The organism is Klebsiella sp. 2019SCSN059 (assembly GCF_021739525.1).
Taxonomy (GTDB): domain Bacteria; phylum Pseudomonadota; class Gammaproteobacteria; order Enterobacterales; family Enterobacteriaceae; genus Klebsiella; species Klebsiella quasipneumoniae.
On record NZ_JAKKOM010000003.1, the window covers coordinates 284,414 to 301,545 of the forward strand.

At 61.7% G+C, this 17,132-nt stretch carries 17 protein-coding genes; 6 read left to right on the forward strand and 11 right to left on the reverse strand.

The genetic code is table 11. From position 1 onward, the window contains the following. Nucleotides 1-6 precede the first annotated feature (6 nt). Nucleotides 7-2,370, reverse strand: coding sequence for a TonB-dependent receptor domain-containing protein (locus L2I46_RS05960; RefSeq protein ID WP_117136212.1), 2,364 nt, complete (start codon nt 2,368-2,370; stop codon nt 7-9). 215 nt (nt 2,371-2,585) lie between these two features. Between L2I46_RS05960 and L2I46_RS05965 the strand changes: the two genes are divergently transcribed. Next, nucleotides 2,586-2,879, forward strand: coding sequence for a SelT/SelW/SelH family protein (locus L2I46_RS05965; RefSeq protein ID WP_004205627.1), 294 nt, complete (start codon nt 2,586-2,588; stop codon nt 2,877-2,879). Nucleotides 2,880-2,956: 77 nt separating this feature from the next. Next, a complete protein-coding gene (locus L2I46_RS05970) occupies nt 2,957-3,298 on the forward strand; it encodes a nitrous oxide-stimulated promoter family protein (protein WP_023290806.1) in 342 nt (113 codons plus the stop codon). A 60-nt stretch (nt 3,299-3,358) separates the two neighbouring features. On the opposite strand, the gene L2I46_RS05975 is transcribed toward L2I46_RS05970, so the two are convergent. The 10 genes from L2I46_RS05975 to hypA form a co-directional block, all read right to left on the reverse strand. After that, nucleotides 3,359-4,213: a metal ABC transporter permease gene (locus L2I46_RS05975; protein ID WP_032453886.1), complete on the reverse strand. Its 855-nt coding sequence runs from the start codon at nt 4,211-4,213 to the stop codon at nt 3,359-3,361. After that, a complete protein-coding gene (gene sitC, locus L2I46_RS05980) occupies nt 4,207-5,055 on the reverse strand; it encodes an iron/manganese ABC transporter permease subunit SitC (RefSeq protein ID WP_023290804.1) in 849 nt (282 codons plus the stop codon). The genes L2I46_RS05975 and sitC overlap by 7 nt, the downstream gene beginning before the upstream one ends. Then, the gene (locus L2I46_RS05985; RefSeq protein ID WP_044524512.1) at nt 5,052-5,873 is read right to left on the reverse strand and encodes a manganese/iron ABC transporter ATP-binding protein; all 822 of its coding nucleotides are present in this window, start codon (nt 5,871-5,873) and stop codon (nt 5,052-5,054) included. The genes sitC and L2I46_RS05985 overlap by 4 nt, the downstream gene beginning before the upstream one ends. Then, nucleotides 5,870-6,787: a metal ABC transporter substrate-binding protein gene (locus tag L2I46_RS05990; RefSeq protein ID WP_117136210.1), complete on the reverse strand. Its 918-nt coding sequence runs from the start codon at nt 6,785-6,787 to the stop codon at nt 5,870-5,872. The genes L2I46_RS05985 and L2I46_RS05990 overlap by 4 nt, the downstream gene beginning before the upstream one ends. A 311-nt stretch (nt 6,788-7,098) precedes the next feature. Then, entirely contained in the window at nt 7,099-9,171 is a 2,073-nt protein-coding gene (gene flhA, locus L2I46_RS05995) for a formate hydrogenlyase transcriptional activator FlhA (RefSeq protein WP_023290801.1), read from the reverse strand. 235 nt (nt 9,172-9,406) lie between these two features. Continuing rightward, nucleotides 9,407-10,417, reverse strand: coding sequence for a hydrogenase expression/formation protein HypE (hypE, locus tag L2I46_RS06000; protein ID WP_048335100.1), 1,011 nt, complete (start codon nt 10,415-10,417; stop codon nt 9,407-9,409). After that, nucleotides 10,414-11,535 carry a hydrogenase formation protein HypD gene (gene hypD, locus L2I46_RS06005; protein ID WP_023290799.1) on the reverse strand — a complete coding sequence of 374 codons (1,122 nt, stop codon included), beginning with the start codon at nt 11,533-11,535 and terminating at the stop codon, nt 10,414-10,416. Before hypD ends, hypE begins: the two co-directional genes overlap by 4 nt. Then, nucleotides 11,535-11,807 (reverse strand): HypC/HybG/HupF family hydrogenase formation chaperone, encoded by a 273-nt coding sequence (locus tag L2I46_RS06010; protein ID WP_002914934.1) that lies wholly within the window; start codon nt 11,805-11,807, stop codon nt 11,535-11,537. The genes hypD and L2I46_RS06010 overlap by 1 nt, the downstream gene beginning before the upstream one ends. Then, on the reverse strand, nt 11,798-12,670 hold the full coding sequence (gene hypB, locus L2I46_RS06015; RefSeq protein WP_023290798.1) for a hydrogenase nickel incorporation protein HypB: 873 nt from the start codon (nt 12,668-12,670) through the stop codon (nt 11,798-11,800). The genes L2I46_RS06010 and hypB overlap by 10 nt, the downstream gene beginning before the upstream one ends. A 3-nt stretch (nt 12,671-12,673) precedes the next feature. Next, nucleotides 12,674-13,018 carry a hydrogenase maturation nickel metallochaperone HypA gene (hypA, locus tag L2I46_RS06020; protein ID WP_004205644.1) on the reverse strand — a complete coding sequence of 115 codons (345 nt, stop codon included), beginning with the start codon at nt 13,016-13,018 and terminating at the stop codon, nt 12,674-12,676. A gap of 210 nt (nt 13,019-13,228) precedes the next feature. On the opposite strand from hypA, the gene hycA reads away from it, so the two are divergent. From hycA to L2I46_RS06040, 4 genes are all read left to right on the forward strand, one after another. Beyond that, nucleotides 13,229-13,678 carry a formate hydrogenlyase regulator HycA gene (gene hycA, locus L2I46_RS06025; RefSeq protein WP_004205645.1) on the forward strand — a complete coding sequence of 150 codons (450 nt, stop codon included), beginning with the start codon at nt 13,229-13,231 and terminating at the stop codon, nt 13,676-13,678. Between the two features lie 82 nt (nt 13,679-13,760). Beyond that, nucleotides 13,761-14,369 carry a 4Fe-4S dicluster domain-containing protein gene (locus L2I46_RS06030; RefSeq protein ID WP_023290796.1) on the forward strand — a complete coding sequence of 203 codons (609 nt, stop codon included), beginning with the start codon at nt 13,761-13,763 and terminating at the stop codon, nt 14,367-14,369. Continuing rightward, nucleotides 14,366-16,192, forward strand: a complete 1,827-nt coding sequence (gene hycC, locus L2I46_RS06035) for a formate hydrogenlyase subunit 3 (protein ID WP_060591932.1) — start codon at nt 14,366-14,368, stop codon at nt 16,190-16,192. Before L2I46_RS06030 ends, hycC begins: the two co-directional genes overlap by 4 nt. Before the next feature lie 2 nt (nt 16,193-16,194). Continuing rightward, the gene (locus L2I46_RS06040; protein WP_023290794.1) at nt 16,195-17,118 is read left to right on the forward strand and encodes a respiratory chain complex I subunit 1 family protein; all 924 of its coding nucleotides are present in this window, start codon (nt 16,195-16,197) and stop codon (nt 17,116-17,118) included. Nucleotides 17,119-17,132: the final 14 nt, after the last annotated feature.

The following is a 17,132-nucleotide window of genomic DNA, read 5'->3' on the forward strand; positions in this document are numbered from 1 at the left end:
GGGCAATCAGAAGTCGACGTTGACCCCAAGCTGCCAGGTGCGGCCCGGCATGACCGCCAGCGCTTTATCATTGGCGTCCTGGCTGGTGCCGGTCTCGATATTGCGGCTGCTCAGGTAATCCCAGTATTTACGATCGGTGAGGTTGTAGACCCCGCCATTGAGGCGCACGTTTTTCGCTACCTGCCAGTACGCGGTCCAGTCCAGCATGCCGTAGCCCGGCACGCGCATATAGTCGCTGCTGGCATCGGCGATGGCGGAACCGCTGTTGCTGTAGCTTTCGCGGTTGGTGGCGGTCGCCTGTTTCCCCTTGACGAAGGTCGCCGTCAGGGCGGTGCCGTAGCGTTTCGCCGGATCGTCCCACGCCACGCCGACGATAGCTTTCATCGGCGCTACGCTGTCGAGGTCGACGTATTTATCGCCGCTGTAGCTGGATTTCGATTTCCCTTCGCTATAGCCGAGGGCGAGGGTGGCGCTCAGGCCGTCCACCTGCTCATACCAGGTGCCAAAGTTAAATTTAGTGCTGATTTCACCGCCGTAGATATAGGCTTTATCGCGGTTTTCCGCCTGATAAATGGTGTAGATATTCGACGGCACGTTAGTGAACTGGCCCGGATTATTCGCCCGGGTATAGCGGGTATAGGCGATAAAGTTCTTATAGCTGTTGTAGAACAGCGCTGTGCGCAGGGTGATGCCTTCGGTAACTTCCCCCTTCAGCCCCCACTCGAGATTATCGCTGGTTTCCGTCTTCAGATCGGTATTGCCGATCAGGGCATACTGCTGGCTGCCGGCGTAGCTGGAGCCAAGGTTCCAGGATCCATACAGCTGACTGGCGTTGGGGAACTGCGCGCCGCGCTGGTACTGCAGGTAGGTCATCAGGCGCGGGGTGAGGTCGTACTGGAAAGTCAACGACGGCAGAACCTGGGTATCGCTGTTTTTACCGTACAGATTCGCTACTGACGATTCGGTCAGCGCGCTGCTGTTGGCGGCAAGGTCGGACAGATTTTCCGGCTTCGTCGATTGATGCACCACGCGCACGCCGGGAATGATGGCGAAGTTGTGGCTATCAAGGTCGAAGTTGATCTTATCCTGGACAAAGCCGCCGAGAGTGTAGCTGCGGCTGTCTGCCTCCGGCTGCATGATCTCGCTGTAAACGCTGGGGATCGGCGACTGGCTGAACGGCCGCTGGGTTTTGCTGGTGCTGGCGTTGAAACCGGCGCTCAGATCGTGGCGGCCCAGGGTTTTCGCCAGCGCGGTCTGCAGGCCCCAGGTGTCAGTGTCGTAGTTGGAGTTCACCGTCTGCATTCTGCGGGTGACGCTGTCCGGCATATACGTCCAGTCATGGGCTTCGGTATGCTGGTAGTAGATTTTCGTGGAGACGCTGTCGAGGTAGTCATTCATCGGCGTCCAGTCATCCTTCAGGCTCAGGCCCCAGCGTCGGGTCTGGCTGGTCTGGTTGGCGGTGCCGATGGTGCTGTTGCCGCTGGAATCCCAGGTATCGTAGTGGGTGTGGTTGGTTTTGTGGTAATAGTCGAAGGTGCTGGTTAGCTTGTGCTCGTCGTTGGGCTGCCAGATCCCGGAGGCCAGAAAGGCATCGGAGTGCCAGTTCGCCGGGTAGGCGTCGACGGTGTCGCTGTTATTTTCGGTTTCCTGGCCGTCGCGGCGGCTGTAGACCAAAATGCCGCGCAGGAACTCATCGCCGCCGGCGACGGTCACCCCGTTGTGCCAGCTGCGATCCGCGGAGTCGTAGCCGCTGCGATAGCCGAAGGCGCTGGTTTTGCCCGGGCGCAGGTAATCATCCGCCGATTTCGGGCGGAAGGAGACATTCCCTCCGATGGCGCTGTTGGCCGTTTCCGTCGAGGTGGCGCCGGACTGGATATCCACGCTGCCGTACATATACGGGTCGATATAATCGCGGCCGATGCCGAAGGTATTGAGCCCCGAGCGGCCGACGTAGCCGCGGCCGGTGGCGTTGGGCTGGGCGATACCGTCCACGTCGATACCGACGCGGTTGCTCTCCATGCCGCGAATGTTGTAGCCGGTGTAGCCCCCGCGGTCGAAGCCGCTTTTGCCGTTGCCGGAGCCGCCGCTGGCCCCGGTGGCGCTGATGAGCGGTTCATAGCGCATGATCGAGCCGAAATCGTTAGCGCCTTTGTCCTCCAGCTCCCGGGCGCTGATGCTGTGCTCGTTACCGGCTTTTTGCGCCGGCGCGGGAGCGGTGACGGTCATTTGTTCCGAGGTGTCATCCACCGCCTCGCCGCCGATGGCGGAAGTGCCTGCTGCGACGGCAGAAGTTTGATAAATTGCTGCAAGCAAAGAGGTCACCAGCAGGCGTTTTTTACACCCTGCTGCTGACGGAGTCGATTTGTACATAGTCGCCACGCCTTGATCGTTATTAGTATCGGCTCACGCGTTACTTCCAGAGTTGCAGGTTGCTCCGTCTTTTCCGTTGCGGATAGGGTCTCACTCCATTTGTTGATTGCGAATGGTAATGATAGGTATTATCGTTTGCAACAAAATATTCATGTATTCCTCATTTAAACTGCACTTTGTTTACACTGTGCCCTTTCAGCCTGAGCGAGATGACGATGAATTCAAAAGCGGCTATCACCATCACCTATTGTTCCCAGTGCAACTGGATGCTGCGCGCCAGCTGGATGGCGCAGGAGCTGTTACACACCTTCAGCACCGATATCGCCTCGGTGACGCTGGTGCCGGGCACCGGCGGGATCTTCACTATCGATATCGACGGCCAGCAGATCTGGGAGCGGAAGCAGGATGGCGGCTTTCCGGATGCGGCAGAGCTGAAACGCCGGGTGCGCGATGTCTGCTTCCCGGAAAAAGCATTGGGGCATGTTGATAAACCCGCTAACCCGACCTAATCATTAGGAAAGCGGCTGCGTGGCCCGTTTAAAAGGTGTATTATTGATGCATCTTTTTGTGGGGAGGGAAGTTGACGGTGGGCAAACGCATCGAACGTGAAAAGCAGACGATCGGTCGGATGATTGGGCTTTATCAGCGCCGCTGTCCGGATGCCCGCGACGACGGCGAGCACTATCAGGCGCTGAACGCCTACGCCGACAAGCGGCTTGATAAGTGCGTGTTTGGCGACAATAAACCGGCCTGCAAGCAGTGTCCGGTACACTGCTATCAGCCGGCGAAGCGCGAAGAGATGAAGCAGATTATGCGCTGGGCCGGGCCACGAATGCTCTGGCGCCACCCGATCCTGACCCTTCGCCATCTGCTGGATGACAGGCGGCCGGTGCCGCCGCTGCCGGAAAAATATCGACCGAAAAAATAGCGGCCTTTCCCCGGCCTGGGCTGCGCGCAGCCGGGGGACAAGCGCAGCCCCGGTAAGGCGTTAGCCGCCACCGGGGATGGGTGATGAAGCCTTCTGTTTCTGACTATCCCGGATCGTGCTTGTCACAAAGGCGACCACAAACAGCGCGCTGAACAGCACCACGATAGTCGGCGCCGGCGCGCTATCGAGATAAAACGCCAGCCACACTCCTCCCGCCGAGCAGCAGACCGCTACCGCCACCGCCAGCAGCAGGGCGTGGATAAAGCGCCGTACCAGCAGGAGCGCGATCGCCCCTGGGGCAATCAGCAGCGAAATCGACAGAATAATCCCTACCGACTGCAGCGTCGCGACGATGGTCAGGGCGATCATGCACAGCATGCCGTAATGCAGCAGTCCGCCGCGCAGGCCGCTGGCTTTGGCCTGCGTCGGATCGAAGGCGTGCAGCAAAAAATCCCGCCATTTCAGCCCGATAATCAGCGCAATCATCAGCGCGATAGCCGCCGTTTGTCCAATATCGCTGAGGGAGATCCCGAGCATGTCGCCGAACAGAATATGGTCGAGATGGACGTCGGACTGGATCGCTACGTACAGCACCAGCCCGGCGCCAAACATGCCGGAGAAGACGATTCCCATGATGGTATCGCGTTTGAGGCGGCTGTTGTCGTCGAGAAAACCGGTCGTCACGGCGCAGAGCAGCCCGGCGATAAACGCGCCGATGGCGAAGGGGATGCCGATAATGTAGGCCAGCACCACGCCGGGAAAGACCGCGTGGCTCATGGCGTCGCCCATCAGCGCCCAGCCTTTGAGCACCAGAAAGACCGACAGCAGCGCGCAGGGCACGGCAACGACCATCGATACTGTTATCGCGTTGACCATAAAAGGAAACTGGAACGGGGCCAGGATCAGATTCAGCATGCTGCCTCCCCGGCGCGGCGGCGGTTGGCCAGCAGGCCATGCTTCGGCGCGAAGATAAAGGTGATGAGGAACAGCAGCGTTTGCGCCACCACGATAATGCCGCCGGTGGCGCCGTCGAGGTAGTAACTGAGCCAGGCGCCGAAGAAGCTGGTCAGGCTGCCGATGGCGACGGCGATGGCCAGCAGGCGCGGGAAGCGGTCGGTTAACAGCCAGGCGGTGGCGCCGGGGGTGACCACCAGGCAGATAACCAGAAAGGCGCCGACGGTCTGCAGCGCCGCTACGGTGCAGGCCGCCAGCAGGGTAAAGAACAGCAGCTTCAGGCCGCGGGTGTTCAGACCAATCGAGCGGGCGTGGTGCTCATCGAAGAAGGTCACCATCAGATCTTTCCACTTCAACAGCAGGATCGCCATCGAGATAAAGCCGATCGCCGCCAGCTGGATAATATCCTCCGGGGCGATAGCCAGAATATTGCCGAGGATAATGGTCTGGATATTCACCGACGTCGGGTTCAGCGACACCATAAACAGCCCGATCCCGAAGAAGGAGGAGAAGATCAGGCCGATAATTGCATCCTCTTTCAGCCGCGACCGCTGCTGCAAAAACAGCATACTGCCCGCCGCCAGGCCGCCGGAGAGAAACGCGCCGAGGGCAAACGGCAGGCCGAGCATATAGGCCCCGGCGACGCCGGGCACAATCGAGTGGGAAAGGGCGTCGCCAATCAGCGACCAGCCCTTCAGCATCAGGTAGCAGGAGAGAAAGGCGCAGACGCCGCCCACCAGCGCCGCCACCCACATCGCATTGAGCATATAGTGATAGCCAAACGGCTCCAGCAGCCAGCTCATCGTGGGCCTCCCGCCGCGCGCCGGCTGATAAACGGCCGCTCGTCATCGGTGATAATCTGCGCTTCCGCACCGGTGAGCGCGACGTGGCGCAGTACGCCGCTGAAAGCCCGCTCCAGATTCTCGGCGGTGAAGGTGGTTTCTGTCGGGCCGCTGGCCAGCACGGTGCCTTTTACCATCACCGTGTAATCGCAAAATTCACTTACGGACCCGAGATTATGGGTGGAGACCAGCATGGTACAGCCCTCATCGCGGAGCTCGCGCAGCAGGCTGATGATCCGCGCTTCGGTCTGCACATCGACGCCGGTAAAAGGCTCATCCAGCAGGATCACCTGGCCCTGCTGAGCGATGGCGCGGGCAAGGAAGACGCGCTTTTTCTGCCCGCCGGAGAGCTCGCCAATTTGCCGATGGCGGTACTCGCTCATGCCCACGCGGGCCAGCGCGGCATCGACAATCTCGCGATCGCGCGGCTTTGCCCGCCGCAGCCAGCCCATATGGCCGTAGCGGCCCATCATCACCACATCCTCCACCAGCACCGGGAAGGACCAGTCCACCTCTTCCGACTGCGGGACATAGGCGACCAGGTTCTGGCGCAGCGCGCGGTTGACCGGCTGACCGAGGATGGCGATCTCGCCGTGACCGACGCGCACAAAGCCCATCAGCGCTTTAAACAGTGTGGATTTACCCGAGCCGTTAACCCCCACCAGCGCGGCAATAGAGCCGCGCGGTACGCTGAACGAGGCGTCGCGCAGGGCGGTGTGGCCGTTGCGCCAGGTGACGGTGAGCTGGTCGACATACAGACCCGCTTGCGCAGTATTCATGGCTGTTTCCTCATCCCGTCCTGGATACCGTTGACGATGGTTTCGGTGGTGACGCGCAGCAGGTCGAGCCAGGTCGGCACCGGGCCGTCGGCGGCGCTCAGCGAATCGACATACAGCACGCCGCCGTAGTGGGCGCCGGCTTCGCGCGCCACCTGACGCGCCGGTTTATCGGAGATGGTGCTTTCGCTGAAGATGGTCGGGATCTGTTCTTTCTTCATGGTGTCGATAACCTTGCGCACCTGTTGCGGAGTGCCCTGCTGGTCGGCGTTAATCGGCCACAGATACAGTTCGCGCAGGCCATAGTCGCGGGCCAGATAGGAGAAGGCTCCCTCGCTGGTGACCAGCCAGCGCTTATCCGTCGGCAGCTGCGCCAGTCTGGCCTGCAGCGGCGCCATCGTCTGGCGGATCTTCTCTTTATAGGCCTCGGCGTTGCGGCGATAGGTGTCGGCGTGAGGCGGATCGTATTTCACCAGCGCATCGCGAATATTATCGACATAGATCAGGGCGTTATCTGCCGACATCCAGGCATGGGGATTGGGCTTCCCGCTATAGGGGCCTGCGCTGATGCCCATCGGCTGGATCCCCTCGCTGACCACCACCTCCGGGACGCCCTGCAGGTGCTGATAAAAGCGGGCAAACCACCGTTCGAGATTGAGACCGTTGCTGAGGATCAGCTGCGCCCCCTGCGCGCGTTTGATATCGCCGGGGGTAGGCTGGTAGTCGTGGATCTCCGCGCCCGGTTTGGTGATGGAGCTGACGACGGCGGCATCGCCGGCCACGTTCTGCGCCATATCGGCGATAACCGTGAAGGTGGTGATAACCCTGAATTTCTCCTGCGCCGAGGCCGGCGCCGCGGCCAGCAGGGCCAGCGCGCTGGCCAGCAGCAATGATTTCAGCGGTGTCAGGTGCAGCATAGGATCCCTCGCAATGATGTGGTTAATTTCCCAGCGTTTATAGCCATTGCTATGTTATATAGCACAAGCTATTTACAAATGAAAATAATTCTTATTTGCATGCGTGGGAAATGATTAGAGCGAGAACGATTTTGTCACGGGGATTTAAATTAACCCGGGCTGCATTGTGCTGACCCGGGTGACATGCGGTATTCGGTTTACCGGCTCGCAAGCCGGGCGTCTTCGGGGGGAAGTGCTGCGTGTGTGCTGGGTGGCGGCGACGCCTTGCCCGGCCAGCAACACCTGCGATGATAAATAAATAGCAGGCGAGGCTACACCAGCTCGTCTTTATTAATGCCCAGCCGCTTCATGCGCGACAGGAGCGTGGTGCGCTTCAGCCCCAGCCGCTGGGCGGCGCCCTTCGGCCCGGCCACCACGCCGTTGCTCTCCTTTAGCACCCGGACGATCAGCTGATATTCATCTTCGCCTTCCTCAGGCAGGACCTCTGGCGACCGCGGAGGCTCGACGATATCCCGCTCCGGCAGGGAGAGCTGCAGCACGTTGCCGCGGGTCAGCAGCACCGCCCGTTCGATGACGTTTTCCAGCTCGCGCACGTTGCCCGGCCACTCCATGCGCGTCAGGGTACGCAGGGTCTCCGCCGGAATGCTGTCGATATTGCGTCCCATGCGGCGGGCGATTTTGAAGGTAAAGGCCTTCACCAGCAGCGGGATATCGTCGGGACGCTCGCGCAGCGGCGGCAGGTGGATCGGGAACACGTTGAGCCGGTAGTAGAGGTCGCTGCGAAATTCCCTGTCGATAACCATCTGCTTGAGATCGCGGTTGGTGGCGGCGATCAGTCGGACGTCGGTCTGGATCAGCTTGTTGCTCCCCAGGCGCTCGAACTCCTGCTCCTGGAGAACGCGCAGCAGCTTGGGCTGCAGCTCCAGCGGCATATCGCCCACTTCATCAAGGAACAGGGAGCTTTTGTCCGCCAGTTCGAAGCGGCCGATACGCTGGGCGCTGGCCCCGGTGAACGCTCCGCGTTCGTGGCCGAACAGATCGCTCTCCAGCAGACCGGCGGGCATCGCGGCGCAGTTCATCTTCACCATCCGCCGACTGTTTCGTCCGCTGAGGTTATGAATGGCGCGGGCGATAAGCTCTTTGCCGGTGCCGGTTTCGCCGAGGATCAGCACGGTGCTGTCGCTGTGGGCCACCATCTCGACCTGCTTGAGCACATTGTTCATCGCCTCGCTACGGCCGATGATCTCCCCGAATTCGCTCTCGACATTGTTGAGCTGCTCGGTGAGGGCGAGGTTCTCATCCACCAGTCGCTCTTTCAGGCGCTGAATTTCACGGTAGGCGAGGGCGTTATCGATAGCGATCGACACCCGCTCGGCGATCTGCCGCAGCAGCTTGAGATTGGTGGTGGTAAACACCTGTTCGTCGCATTGCGCCAGCTTCAGCACCCCGAGGAGGGTGTTGCCGGACATCAGCGGCAGCAGGCACAGGGTCTGGATCTTGTTGCCCCACATTTCGAAGAGCATTTTCTCGTACGGCGCGAGGGTGTCATGCTCGTGCAGATTAAGCAGCAGCATCTCTTTGCTTTTGAACACGCGCTCGGTGAGGGTGCCCGCTTCATCTACCTCGCTCTGGTCGTGAACCGGATGGCTGGCATCGAGATAGTGTGTGGAATAGATGTTGAGCTTCCCTTTGCGGTTGCTGCGCAGCACCACGCTGATGGCGTCGATCCGGAAGTAGCGATGGATCTCTTTCGCCACCTCGCTGACCAGCTCGTCGATATCCAGACGTGAGAGGACCGCGTTGGTGATCGCCACCAGGATGCGGAAGTTGTCGCGCTCGTGGCACAGCAGATCGTAATCGACGTTATTGCTGACCCGGTTCTGAATCTGCTCGCTGACGACGGCGACGATCTGCGCGAAGGTATGCAGCCGCTGGAACTCTTTCTCGCTCCATGGCCGGTTGTCACGGCGCAGAAATTCGCAACCGCCGAAGATCCGCCCGTCGGCCGCCAGCGGCAGCAGCGAGTAGTACCCGAACGGGCGATAGATCCCGCTGCGGATAAGCTGCGGCCAGGTGTCGGCAAAGGTCTCATGATCGCAATGCAGAGCATCCGGCCGGGAGAGTAAGCGGCGCACCGGTCCGTGGGCGAGCACGGTTTCATCTTCGTAGCTCACCGGTTGGCCTGCCTCATCGCAGGCGTATCTGGCCGCGCGGTGGTTGCCTGCGTTCCACAGGATAATGGCCGCTTCGTCGGCCAGTGCGGACTGTTGCACCAGGCGGGTCAGGGTTTCGCTCAGCGCAGCCAGATCGGGCTGCTGTAATAAAAGCCGGGTGATATCAAACAGACCCTGCTGGCCGAGATCGCTCATCGGTGTATACGACATGGCTTACATCCAAAACGCGCCGGCAACGCGGCGCATAAGAAAATGAAGGTACAAATAATAGTATGTTAATAAAGCGGTTATTGCCGCTTTAACCCATCCGTGGGCGCCCGCTGGTTTGGGCGGGACAATCATGCTGGCTTTTCCCGGCTCGCGCTGCGCTTAGCCGGGCTACATGTGCGCGCCGTGTTGTAGCCTGGATAAGGCGCCAGCCGCTATCCGGGACCCGACGCCGTGGTTAACAAATTCTCGGCAGCGGCTCGGCGTGGGGAAGATCGAGCGTCCGCTTCACGCCGTACAGCCCGACGGAACGCACGCCCGGGCGGGCGACCACCTCGCCGATTATCGCCGCCTCGCGTCCCAGGGCGTGAGACCGTATATGCGCCAGCACGTTTTCCGCTTCTTCGCGGGCGACGGCGATCACCAGCTTGCCTTCATTGGCGAAGTTCAGGGCGTCCAGCCCGAGCAGCTCGCAGACTCCGCGCACGGTGTCGTTGACCGGCAGCTTCGCCTCGTGCAGTTCAATGCCGCAGCCGCTGGCGGCGGCGAACTCATGGGCGACGGCGTTGACGCCGCCGCGGGTGGCGTCGCGCAGGGCTTTGACGCCGCGCAGCGGCCGCAGGGTTTGGATCAGCGGCGTCAGCACCGCGCAGTCGCTGGACAGCGCGCCGTCGAGCCCCATCTGCTCGCGCAGATTAAGGATGGTGGCGCCATGATCCCCCAGCGTGCCGCTGACCAGCAGCACATCGCCGGCGCTGATCTGCTGCGTCCCCCAGCGAACGTCTGCCGGGATGGCGCCGATGCCGGCGGTGTTAATAAACAGCTTATCCGCCGCGCCGCGCGGCACCACTTTGGTGTCGCCGGTAACGATGGCGATCCCTGCCGCCCGGGCGGTATCGGCCATGCTGGCGACCACCGCTTCCAGGGTAGCCATCTCCAGCCCCTCTTCGAGAATAAACCCGCAGGAAAGATAGCGGGGGATGGCGCCGCTGACCGCCACATCGTTGGCGGTACCGCAGACGGCCAGCTTGCCGATATTGCCGCCGGGAAAGAACAGCGGGTCAATCACATAGCTGTCGGTGGAGAAGGCGAGACGATCCCCCTGGGCGGCAAGCGCCGCCAGATCGAGACGCGCCTGATCTTCCTGCTCCGCCAGCCAGGGGTTGGCGAAAGCCTGCATAAACAGGTCGCCGATCAGCTGCTGCATTGCCTGACCGCCGCTACCGTGGGCTAACTGGACGCTTTTCATGCTTCATATTCCTGACTGCGATATTGATACCAGGCGGCGCAGGCCCCTTCCGAGGAGACCATCAGCGCGCCAAAGGCGCTTTGCGGATTGCAGGTGCTGGCGAAGAGCGGGCACTGGTGCGGTTTACAGCGGCCGGTCAACACCTCGCCGCAGCGGGCGCGCGGGTCGTCGCACACGCGCTGCGGCGCCGGGCGGAAATGGGCCTCGGCATCGAAGCGCTGATAGGCCGGCGTGAGGTGCACGCCGGAGTCGCTGATGACCCCCAGACCGCGCCATTCGCTGTCGCCATCAAGGCGAAACACGTCGGCCATCGCCGCCTGCGCCAGCGGGTTGCCGGCATCCGGCACTACGCGGCGGTACTGATTTTCCACCTCGCTACGCTGCGCTATTGTCTGCTCAACCAGCATCACCGCGCCTTGCAGTAGATCAAGAGGTTCGAAACCGGCGACCACTAACGGGCGATGATAGTCGCTGGCGATAAAGCCGTAGGCTTCGGTGCCGATCACCATACTGACGTGGCCGGGGGCGAGAAAGGCGTCGATACCGTTGTCCGGCTGATCCAGCAGACTGCGCAGGGTCGGCAGCAGGGTGATGTGCTGGCAGAAAAAGAAAAAGTTATCGACGTTGCGCTCCCGCGCCTGACGCAGGGTGAGGGCGGTGGCGGGCATGGTGGTTTCGAAACCGAGACCGAAAAAGACCACCTCACGCTGCGGGTTTTGCTGCGCCAGCCGCAGGGCGTCCATCGGCGAATAAACGATGCGGACATCGGCGCCGCGGGCTTTCGCCTGCAGCAGTGAGCCGTTTTTGCCCGGAACGCGCATGGCGTCGCCGAAGGTACAGAAGATAACCCCCGGACGACTGGCAATCTCAATGCAGGCGTCGATGCGCCCCATCGGCAGGACGCACACCGGGCAGCCGGGTCCATGAATAAATTCGATATTCTCCGGCAACAGCTGGTCGAGACCGAACTTAAAAATGGCATGGGTATGACCGCCGCAGACCTCCATGATGCGCAGCGGTCGCGCGGCGGTGTGCGGCAGCAGATGGGCACGCTGCTGAAGATGGGCCACCAACTGCATGACCTGCTCAGGGGCGCGGTATTCGTCAACGTAACGCATTATCGCTCCTCGCCGTACAGCAGGGCGCCGACGTCCGGCTCTACGTCAAACATATTTTGCAGCGCTTCGAGAGTGTCGCGGGCTTCGGCTTCATTAATCACGCTCATGGCGAAGCCGACGTGCACCAGCACCCACTGGCCGAGACGCGGCTGGCCCTGCTCGTCAACGGCGCCCACCAGCGTCAGGTCGACGTCGCGCTGAATGCCGCAGACTTCCACCTTCGCCAGCACGCCGTCGATGGCGCAAATTTGTCCCGGAATGCCTATGCACATCGCTGCGTCTCCAGCCAGGTGAGCCACTGATCCATGCCTTCGCCGCTGGTGGCGGAGAGGAGGATAATGTCAATATGCGGATTGACCTCGCGGGCGCAGGCCAGGCACTTCTCGACGTCGAAATTGAGATACGGCAGCAGGTCGACCTTGTTGAGCAGCATCAGGCTGGCGGCGGCGAACATATGCGGATACTTCAGCGGCTTGTCTTCGCCTTCCGTGACCGACAGCACCGCCACCTTATGGCGTTCGCCGAGATCAAAGCTCGCCGGGCAGACCAGGTTGCCGACGTTTTCAATAAACAGAATGCCGTGGTCAGCCAGCGGCAGGCGCGGGGCGGCGTCGGCGATCATCTGGGCGTCGAGATGGCAGCCTTTCCCGGTGTTGACCTGAATCGCCGGGGTGCCGGTGGCGCGAATGCGGGCGGCGTCATTGACCGTTTGCTGGTCGCCTTCAATCACCGCGCAGTCGGCACGCCCTTTCAGCCGGGTGAGGGTTTCGGTGAGCAGGGTGGTTTTGCCGGAGCCGGGGCTGGAAACCAGATTCAGCACCAGCTGCTGCTTCGCCGCAAAGCGCGCGCGGTTGCGCGCCGCCAGACGGTTGTTTTTATCCAGCACGTCGATTTCCACTTCCAGCATGCGCCGCTGGCTCTGGCCCGGGGCGTGAGTCCCCGCTTCGCCATGGCCGTAATGCAGATCGCCCTCTGTCGTGCGGGTGGGGGCGAAGTGGTCGGTTTTTACGCCGGTGATGGTCATCGTCTGGCGTGGGGCGGGCGCGAAGGGGGCGCTGCGGAACGCGGAATGCGGGTTTCGTTCGTCTCCTTCAATATAGAGGTTGCCTTCTCCACAGCCGCATGTTGTACACATAATTTACTCCAATTCTAAACGCTGAATCTGTAAGCCGTCATCCGCCACGATCTGTAGCTGGTCGTTATTGCAGTGCGGGCAGCGGCGGACGTGCTGCGAGACAAGATGGACGTACTGCTGACAGCGTTCGCACCAGCATTCAGCCTGTTGTTCGGCGATATGCAGTTCGCACCCCTCCGCCAGCGTGCCGCGGCAGACCAGCTCAAAGCAGAAGGTCAGGGCGCTGGCTTCCACGCAGGAAAATGCTCCCACCTTAAGCCACACGCCGGTCACCCGCCGCGCGCCGGCCTGCTGCGCCTGTTGTTCAATAATTTCCAGCGCCCGCTGGCTGAGGGTGATTTCGTGCATAGTCGCCTCCGTATCGCGATGCGCCTTTTATGCAATAACGGTGCCAGAAAGGACTCGTGGCGGCAGGAAATGTCGATGACGACGCGCCGGGGCTGTCATCGACATGTCGTGTCGGCAGGGAATAAATATAAAAACATAATTAAATCAAATAAATAAAATGTGGCACGGAAAATGCTTAGACGGTGCATCTCATGCTACGGAGAAACCGATATGACTATTTGGGAAATAAGTGAAAAGGCGGATTACATCGCCGACCGTCACCGGCAGCAGCAGGAGCAGTGGCATATCTACTGTAACTCGCTGGTTCAGGGGATCACCCTGTCGAAAGCCCGCCTGCATCACGCGATGAGCTGCGCGCCGGACAAAGAGCTGTGCTTCGTGCTGTTCGGCCATTTTCAGGTGTTCGTCGCCCTGGCGGAAGGCTTCAACAGCCACACCATCGAATACTACGTCGAAAACAAAGGCGGCGGTGATAAGTATCTGATTGCTCAGGCCACGCTCGCCGCGGATGGCACGGTGGACGGGCGGATCAGCAACCGCTCCCGCGACCAGGTGCTGGAGCATTATCTGGCGATTATCGCCACCGTCTATGACCGTCTGTACGACGCCATGGAGCAAGACCAACCGGTGGACTTAAGCCATCTGGCCCTGACCCACTGATCGCAAGGTGTCGACACGTGTCGAAAATGACACCTGCGCAACCTGATTTCGTCAAAAGTGACTTTCACCCGAGGATGACCCGGTGAACCGTTTTGTAATTGCTGACTCCACTGTCTGTATCGGCTGCCGCACCTGCGAAGCCGCCTGCTCTGAGACGCATCGCCAGCACGGCCTGCAGGCTATGCCGCGGCTGCAGGTGATGCGTAATGAAAAAGAATCGGCACCGCAGATGTGCCACCACTGCGAAGACGCCCCCTGCGCCGCTGTCTGCCCGGTAAACGCCATCCAGCGCGTCGATGGCGCCGTCCAGCTCAACGAGAGCCTGTGCGTAAGCTGCAAACTGTGCGGCATCGCCTGCCCGTTTGGCGCGATCGAATTTTCCGGCAGCCGTCCGCTGGATATTCCGGCCAATGCCAATACCCGGCTGGCGCCCCCCGCGCCGCCGGCGCCGGCCCGCGTCAGCTCGCTGCTCGACTGGGTGCCGGGCGTGCGCGCCATTGCCGTGAAATGCGACCTCTGCCATTTCGATGACCAGGGCCCGGCCTGCGTGCGGACCTGTCCGACCAAAGCGCTGATGCTGGTGGATAGCCGTGATATCGCCCAGGCCAGCAAGCGTAAACGCCAGCTGACCTTTAATACCGACCTTGGCGACTTGTCGTTGTTCCAGGCGCAACAGGGGGAGAGGGAATGAGTGTAATTGGATTAGTCAATCAGGCGGTGACGTGGTACGCCGCCAGCGCCGTGCTGGCCTTTGTGTTTGCCATGCGTAAACCGCTCAGCGGCGCCATTGCCGGGATCGGCGGCGCGGTGGCCAGCGCCATGCTGGTGGTTGCCGGCGGCGCCGCGCTGCTGATGCCGGATCGGATCCACGGCGGCATGCTGCAGTTTCTCCATCTGACAATGCGGGTGGGCGGCGTCAATGCCCTGTGGCTGCTGGCCATCGGCCTGTCGGCGCTGCCGGTGTCGCTGTTTAACATTAGCTGGCATCGCCACCCGCAGGTGAAGGCCAACGGCCTGCTGGTCAACCTGCTGCTGGCCGCCGCCACCTGCGCGGTGGTGGTGACCAACATCGGTTCGCTGGTGGTGATGGCGGAGATCATGGCGCTCTGCGCGGCGTTTCTCACCGGCTGCGCCGCCTCCGGTAAGCTGTGGTTTGCGCTGGGTCGTCTCGGCACGCTGTTGATGGCATGGACCTGCTGGCTGGTGTGGTCGACCTACGGCACCCTCGAGCTGGCGCAGATCAATCTCCAGGCGGTGGATATGATGCAGAACCCGCTGCTGTGGCTGCCGGGGCTGGCGGGATTCGCCCTGCTGGCGGGGGCGATCCCGCTGCACGGCTGGGCGCCGCAGGCTCACGCCGGGGCCAGTGCGCCGGCCGCCGCGCTGTTTTCCTCTGTGGTCATGAAGGTCGGTCTGTACGGCATGTTAACCGTTTCGCTGGCCGGCGGCGTGCCGCCGCTGTGGTGGGGCGTGATGCTGCTGGTGCTGGGGATGATCACCGCCTTCATCGGCGGGCTGTATGCGTTGATGGAGCATAACATTCAGCGCCTGCTGGCCTATCACACCCTGGAGAATATCGGCATCATCCTGCTGGGGCTGGGCGCCTTCGTCACCGGCGTAGCCACCCGCAACAGCACGCTGATGGTGCTGGGCTTCATCGGCGGCATGTATCACCTGATTAACCACAGCCTGTTCAAAACTACGCTGTTCCTCGGCGCCGGGGCGGTGTGGTTCCGCACCGGCCATCGCGATATCGAGAAGCTGGGCGGCATCGGTAAAAAAATGCCGCTGATCTCCCTCGCCATGCTGGTGGGGCTGATGGCGATGGCGGCCTTGCCGCCGCTGAACGGCTTCGCCGGCGAGTGGGTCATCTACCAGTCCTTCTTCAAAATGAGCACCAGCGACCTGTTTATTGGCCGTCTGCTGGGGCCGCTGCTGGCGGTGGGCCTGGCGATCACCGGCGCGCTGGCGGTGATGTGTATGGCCAAAGTCTATGGTGTCACCTTCCTCGGCGCGCCGCGGAGCAAAGAGGCGGAAAACGCCACCTGCGCCCCCTGGCTGATGACCCTGAGCGTGGTCATGGCGGCGGTCTTCTGCCTCGTTGGCGGCATTGCCGCGCCGTGGCTGCTGCCGCTGGTGAGCGGCGCCTTCCCGCTGCAGGCCCAGGTGTCGAGCGTGGTGTCGCAGCCGATGATCGCGCTGCTGCTTATCGCCTGCCCGCTGCTGCCGTTCCTGCTGATGATCTTCTTTAAAGGCGATCGCCTGGCGGCGCGCTCGCGCGGCGCGGCCTGGGTCTGCGGCTACGATCACGAACAGTCGATGGTGGTCACCGCCCACGGTTTCGCCATGCCGGTGAAAGAGGCCTTTGCGCCGCTGCTGAAGCTGCGTCACTGGCTGAACCCGGTGCGTCTGGTGCCGGGCTGGCAATCGGCCTCGGCGCCGGCGCTGCTGCGCGGAATGGCGCTGGTTGAGCTGGCGGTGCTGGTGGTGATTGTCATTTCCCGAGGAGCCTGAGAATGAGTCTGTTAATTGCATTGCTACAGGCGCTGGCGCTGTTTGCCGTCGCGCCGCTGTTATCCGGGATCGTCCGCGTCGCCCGCGCGCGGCTGCATAACCGCCGCGGACCGGGCGTGCTGCAGGAGTATCGGGATATCCTGAAATTGCTGGGCCGCCAGAGCGTCGGTCCCGACGCCTCGGGCTGGGTGTTCCGCCTGACGCCGTACGTCATGGTGGGCGTGATGCTGACCATCGCCACCGCCTTGCCGGTGGTGACGGTGGACTCTCCGCTGCCGGTGCTTGGGGATCTCATCACCCTGATCTACCTGTTCGCCATCGCCCGTTTCTTCTTCGCGATTTCCGGTCTGGACACCGGCAGCCCGTTTACCGCGCTGGGCAGCAGCCGCGAAGCGATGCTCGGCGTGCTGGTGGAGCCGATCCTGCTGCTGGGCCTGTGGGTCGCCGCGCAGGTGGCGGGCTCCACCCATATCAGCAGTATCACCGACACCCTTTATCACTGGCCGGCAGCGCGCAGCATTCCACTGATTCTGGCGCTGTGCGCCTGCGCCTTCGCCACCTTTATCGAGATGGGCAAATTGCCGTTCGATCTGGCGGAAGCGGAGCAGGAGCTGCAGGAGGGGCCGCTTTCCGAGTACAGCGGCAGCGGCTTTGGCATTCTGAAGTGGGGCATCAGCCTCAAACAGCTGGTGGTGCTGCAGATGTTTGTCGGGGTCTTTTTCCCGTGGGGCCAGATGACCAGCTTCAGCGTCGGCGGCCTGCTGCTGGCGCTGGTGGTGGCCGTCGTCAAGCTGGTGGTTGGGGTGTTGATCATCGCGCTGTTTGAAAACAGCATGGCGCGTCTGCGCTTCTGTGCCACCTCCCGCGTCACCTGGGCCGGGTTTGGTTTCGCCTTTTTAGCTTTCGTCTCCTTGCTGGTGGCGTGATTAAGAGAGTTTGA

Excerpts from the sequence above, each read along its gene's own strand:
- flhA (WP_023290801.1), bottom strand. The coding sequence starts at position 9,171 with ATGTCGTATACACCGATGAGCGATCTCGGCCAGCAGGGTCTGTTTGAT.
- L2I46_RS05960 (WP_117136212.1), bottom strand. The coding sequence starts at position 2,370 with ATGTACAAATCGACTCCGTCAGCAGCAGGGTGTAAAAAACGCCTGCTG.
- L2I46_RS05990 (WP_117136210.1), bottom strand. The coding sequence starts at position 6,787 with ATGCTGCACCTGACACCGCTGAAATCATTGCTGCTGGCCAGCGCGCTG.
- hypD (WP_023290799.1), bottom strand. The coding sequence starts at position 11,535 with ATGCGTTACGTTGACGAATACCGCGCCCCTGAGCAGGTCATGCAGTTG.
- hypA (WP_004205644.1), bottom strand. The coding sequence starts at position 13,018 with ATGCACGAAATCACCCTCAGCCAGCGGGCGCTGGAAATTATTGAACAA.
- hypB (WP_023290798.1), bottom strand. The coding sequence starts at position 12,670 with ATGTGTACAACATGCGGCTGTGGAGAAGGCAACCTCTATATTGAAGGA.
- L2I46_RS05985 (WP_044524512.1), bottom strand. The coding sequence starts at position 5,873 with ATGAATACTGCGCAAGCGGGTCTGTATGTCGACCAGCTCACCGTCACC.
- hypE (WP_048335100.1), bottom strand. The coding sequence starts at position 10,417 with ATGAAAAGCGTCCAGTTAGCCCACGGTAGCGGCGGTCAGGCAATGCAG.
- L2I46_RS05965 (WP_004205627.1), top strand. The coding sequence starts at position 2,586 with ATGAATTCAAAAGCGGCTATCACCATCACCTATTGTTCCCAGTGCAAC.
- L2I46_RS06040 (WP_023290794.1), top strand. The coding sequence starts at position 16,195 with ATGAGTCTGTTAATTGCATTGCTACAGGCGCTGGCGCTGTTTGCCGTC.
- L2I46_RS05975 (WP_032453886.1), bottom strand. The coding sequence starts at position 4,213 with ATGCTGAATCTGATCCTGGCCCCGTTCCAGTTTCCTTTTATGGTCAAC.
- sitC (WP_023290804.1), bottom strand. The coding sequence starts at position 5,055 with ATGAGCTGGCTGCTGGAGCCGTTTGGCTATCACTATATGCTCAATGCG.
- hycC (WP_060591932.1), top strand. The coding sequence starts at position 14,366 with ATGAGTGTAATTGGATTAGTCAATCAGGCGGTGACGTGGTACGCCGCC.
- L2I46_RS06010 (WP_002914934.1), bottom strand. The coding sequence starts at position 11,807 with ATGTGCATAGGCATTCCGGGACAAATTTGCGCCATCGACGGCGTGCTG.
- hycA (WP_004205645.1), top strand. The coding sequence starts at position 13,229 with ATGACTATTTGGGAAATAAGTGAAAAGGCGGATTACATCGCCGACCGT.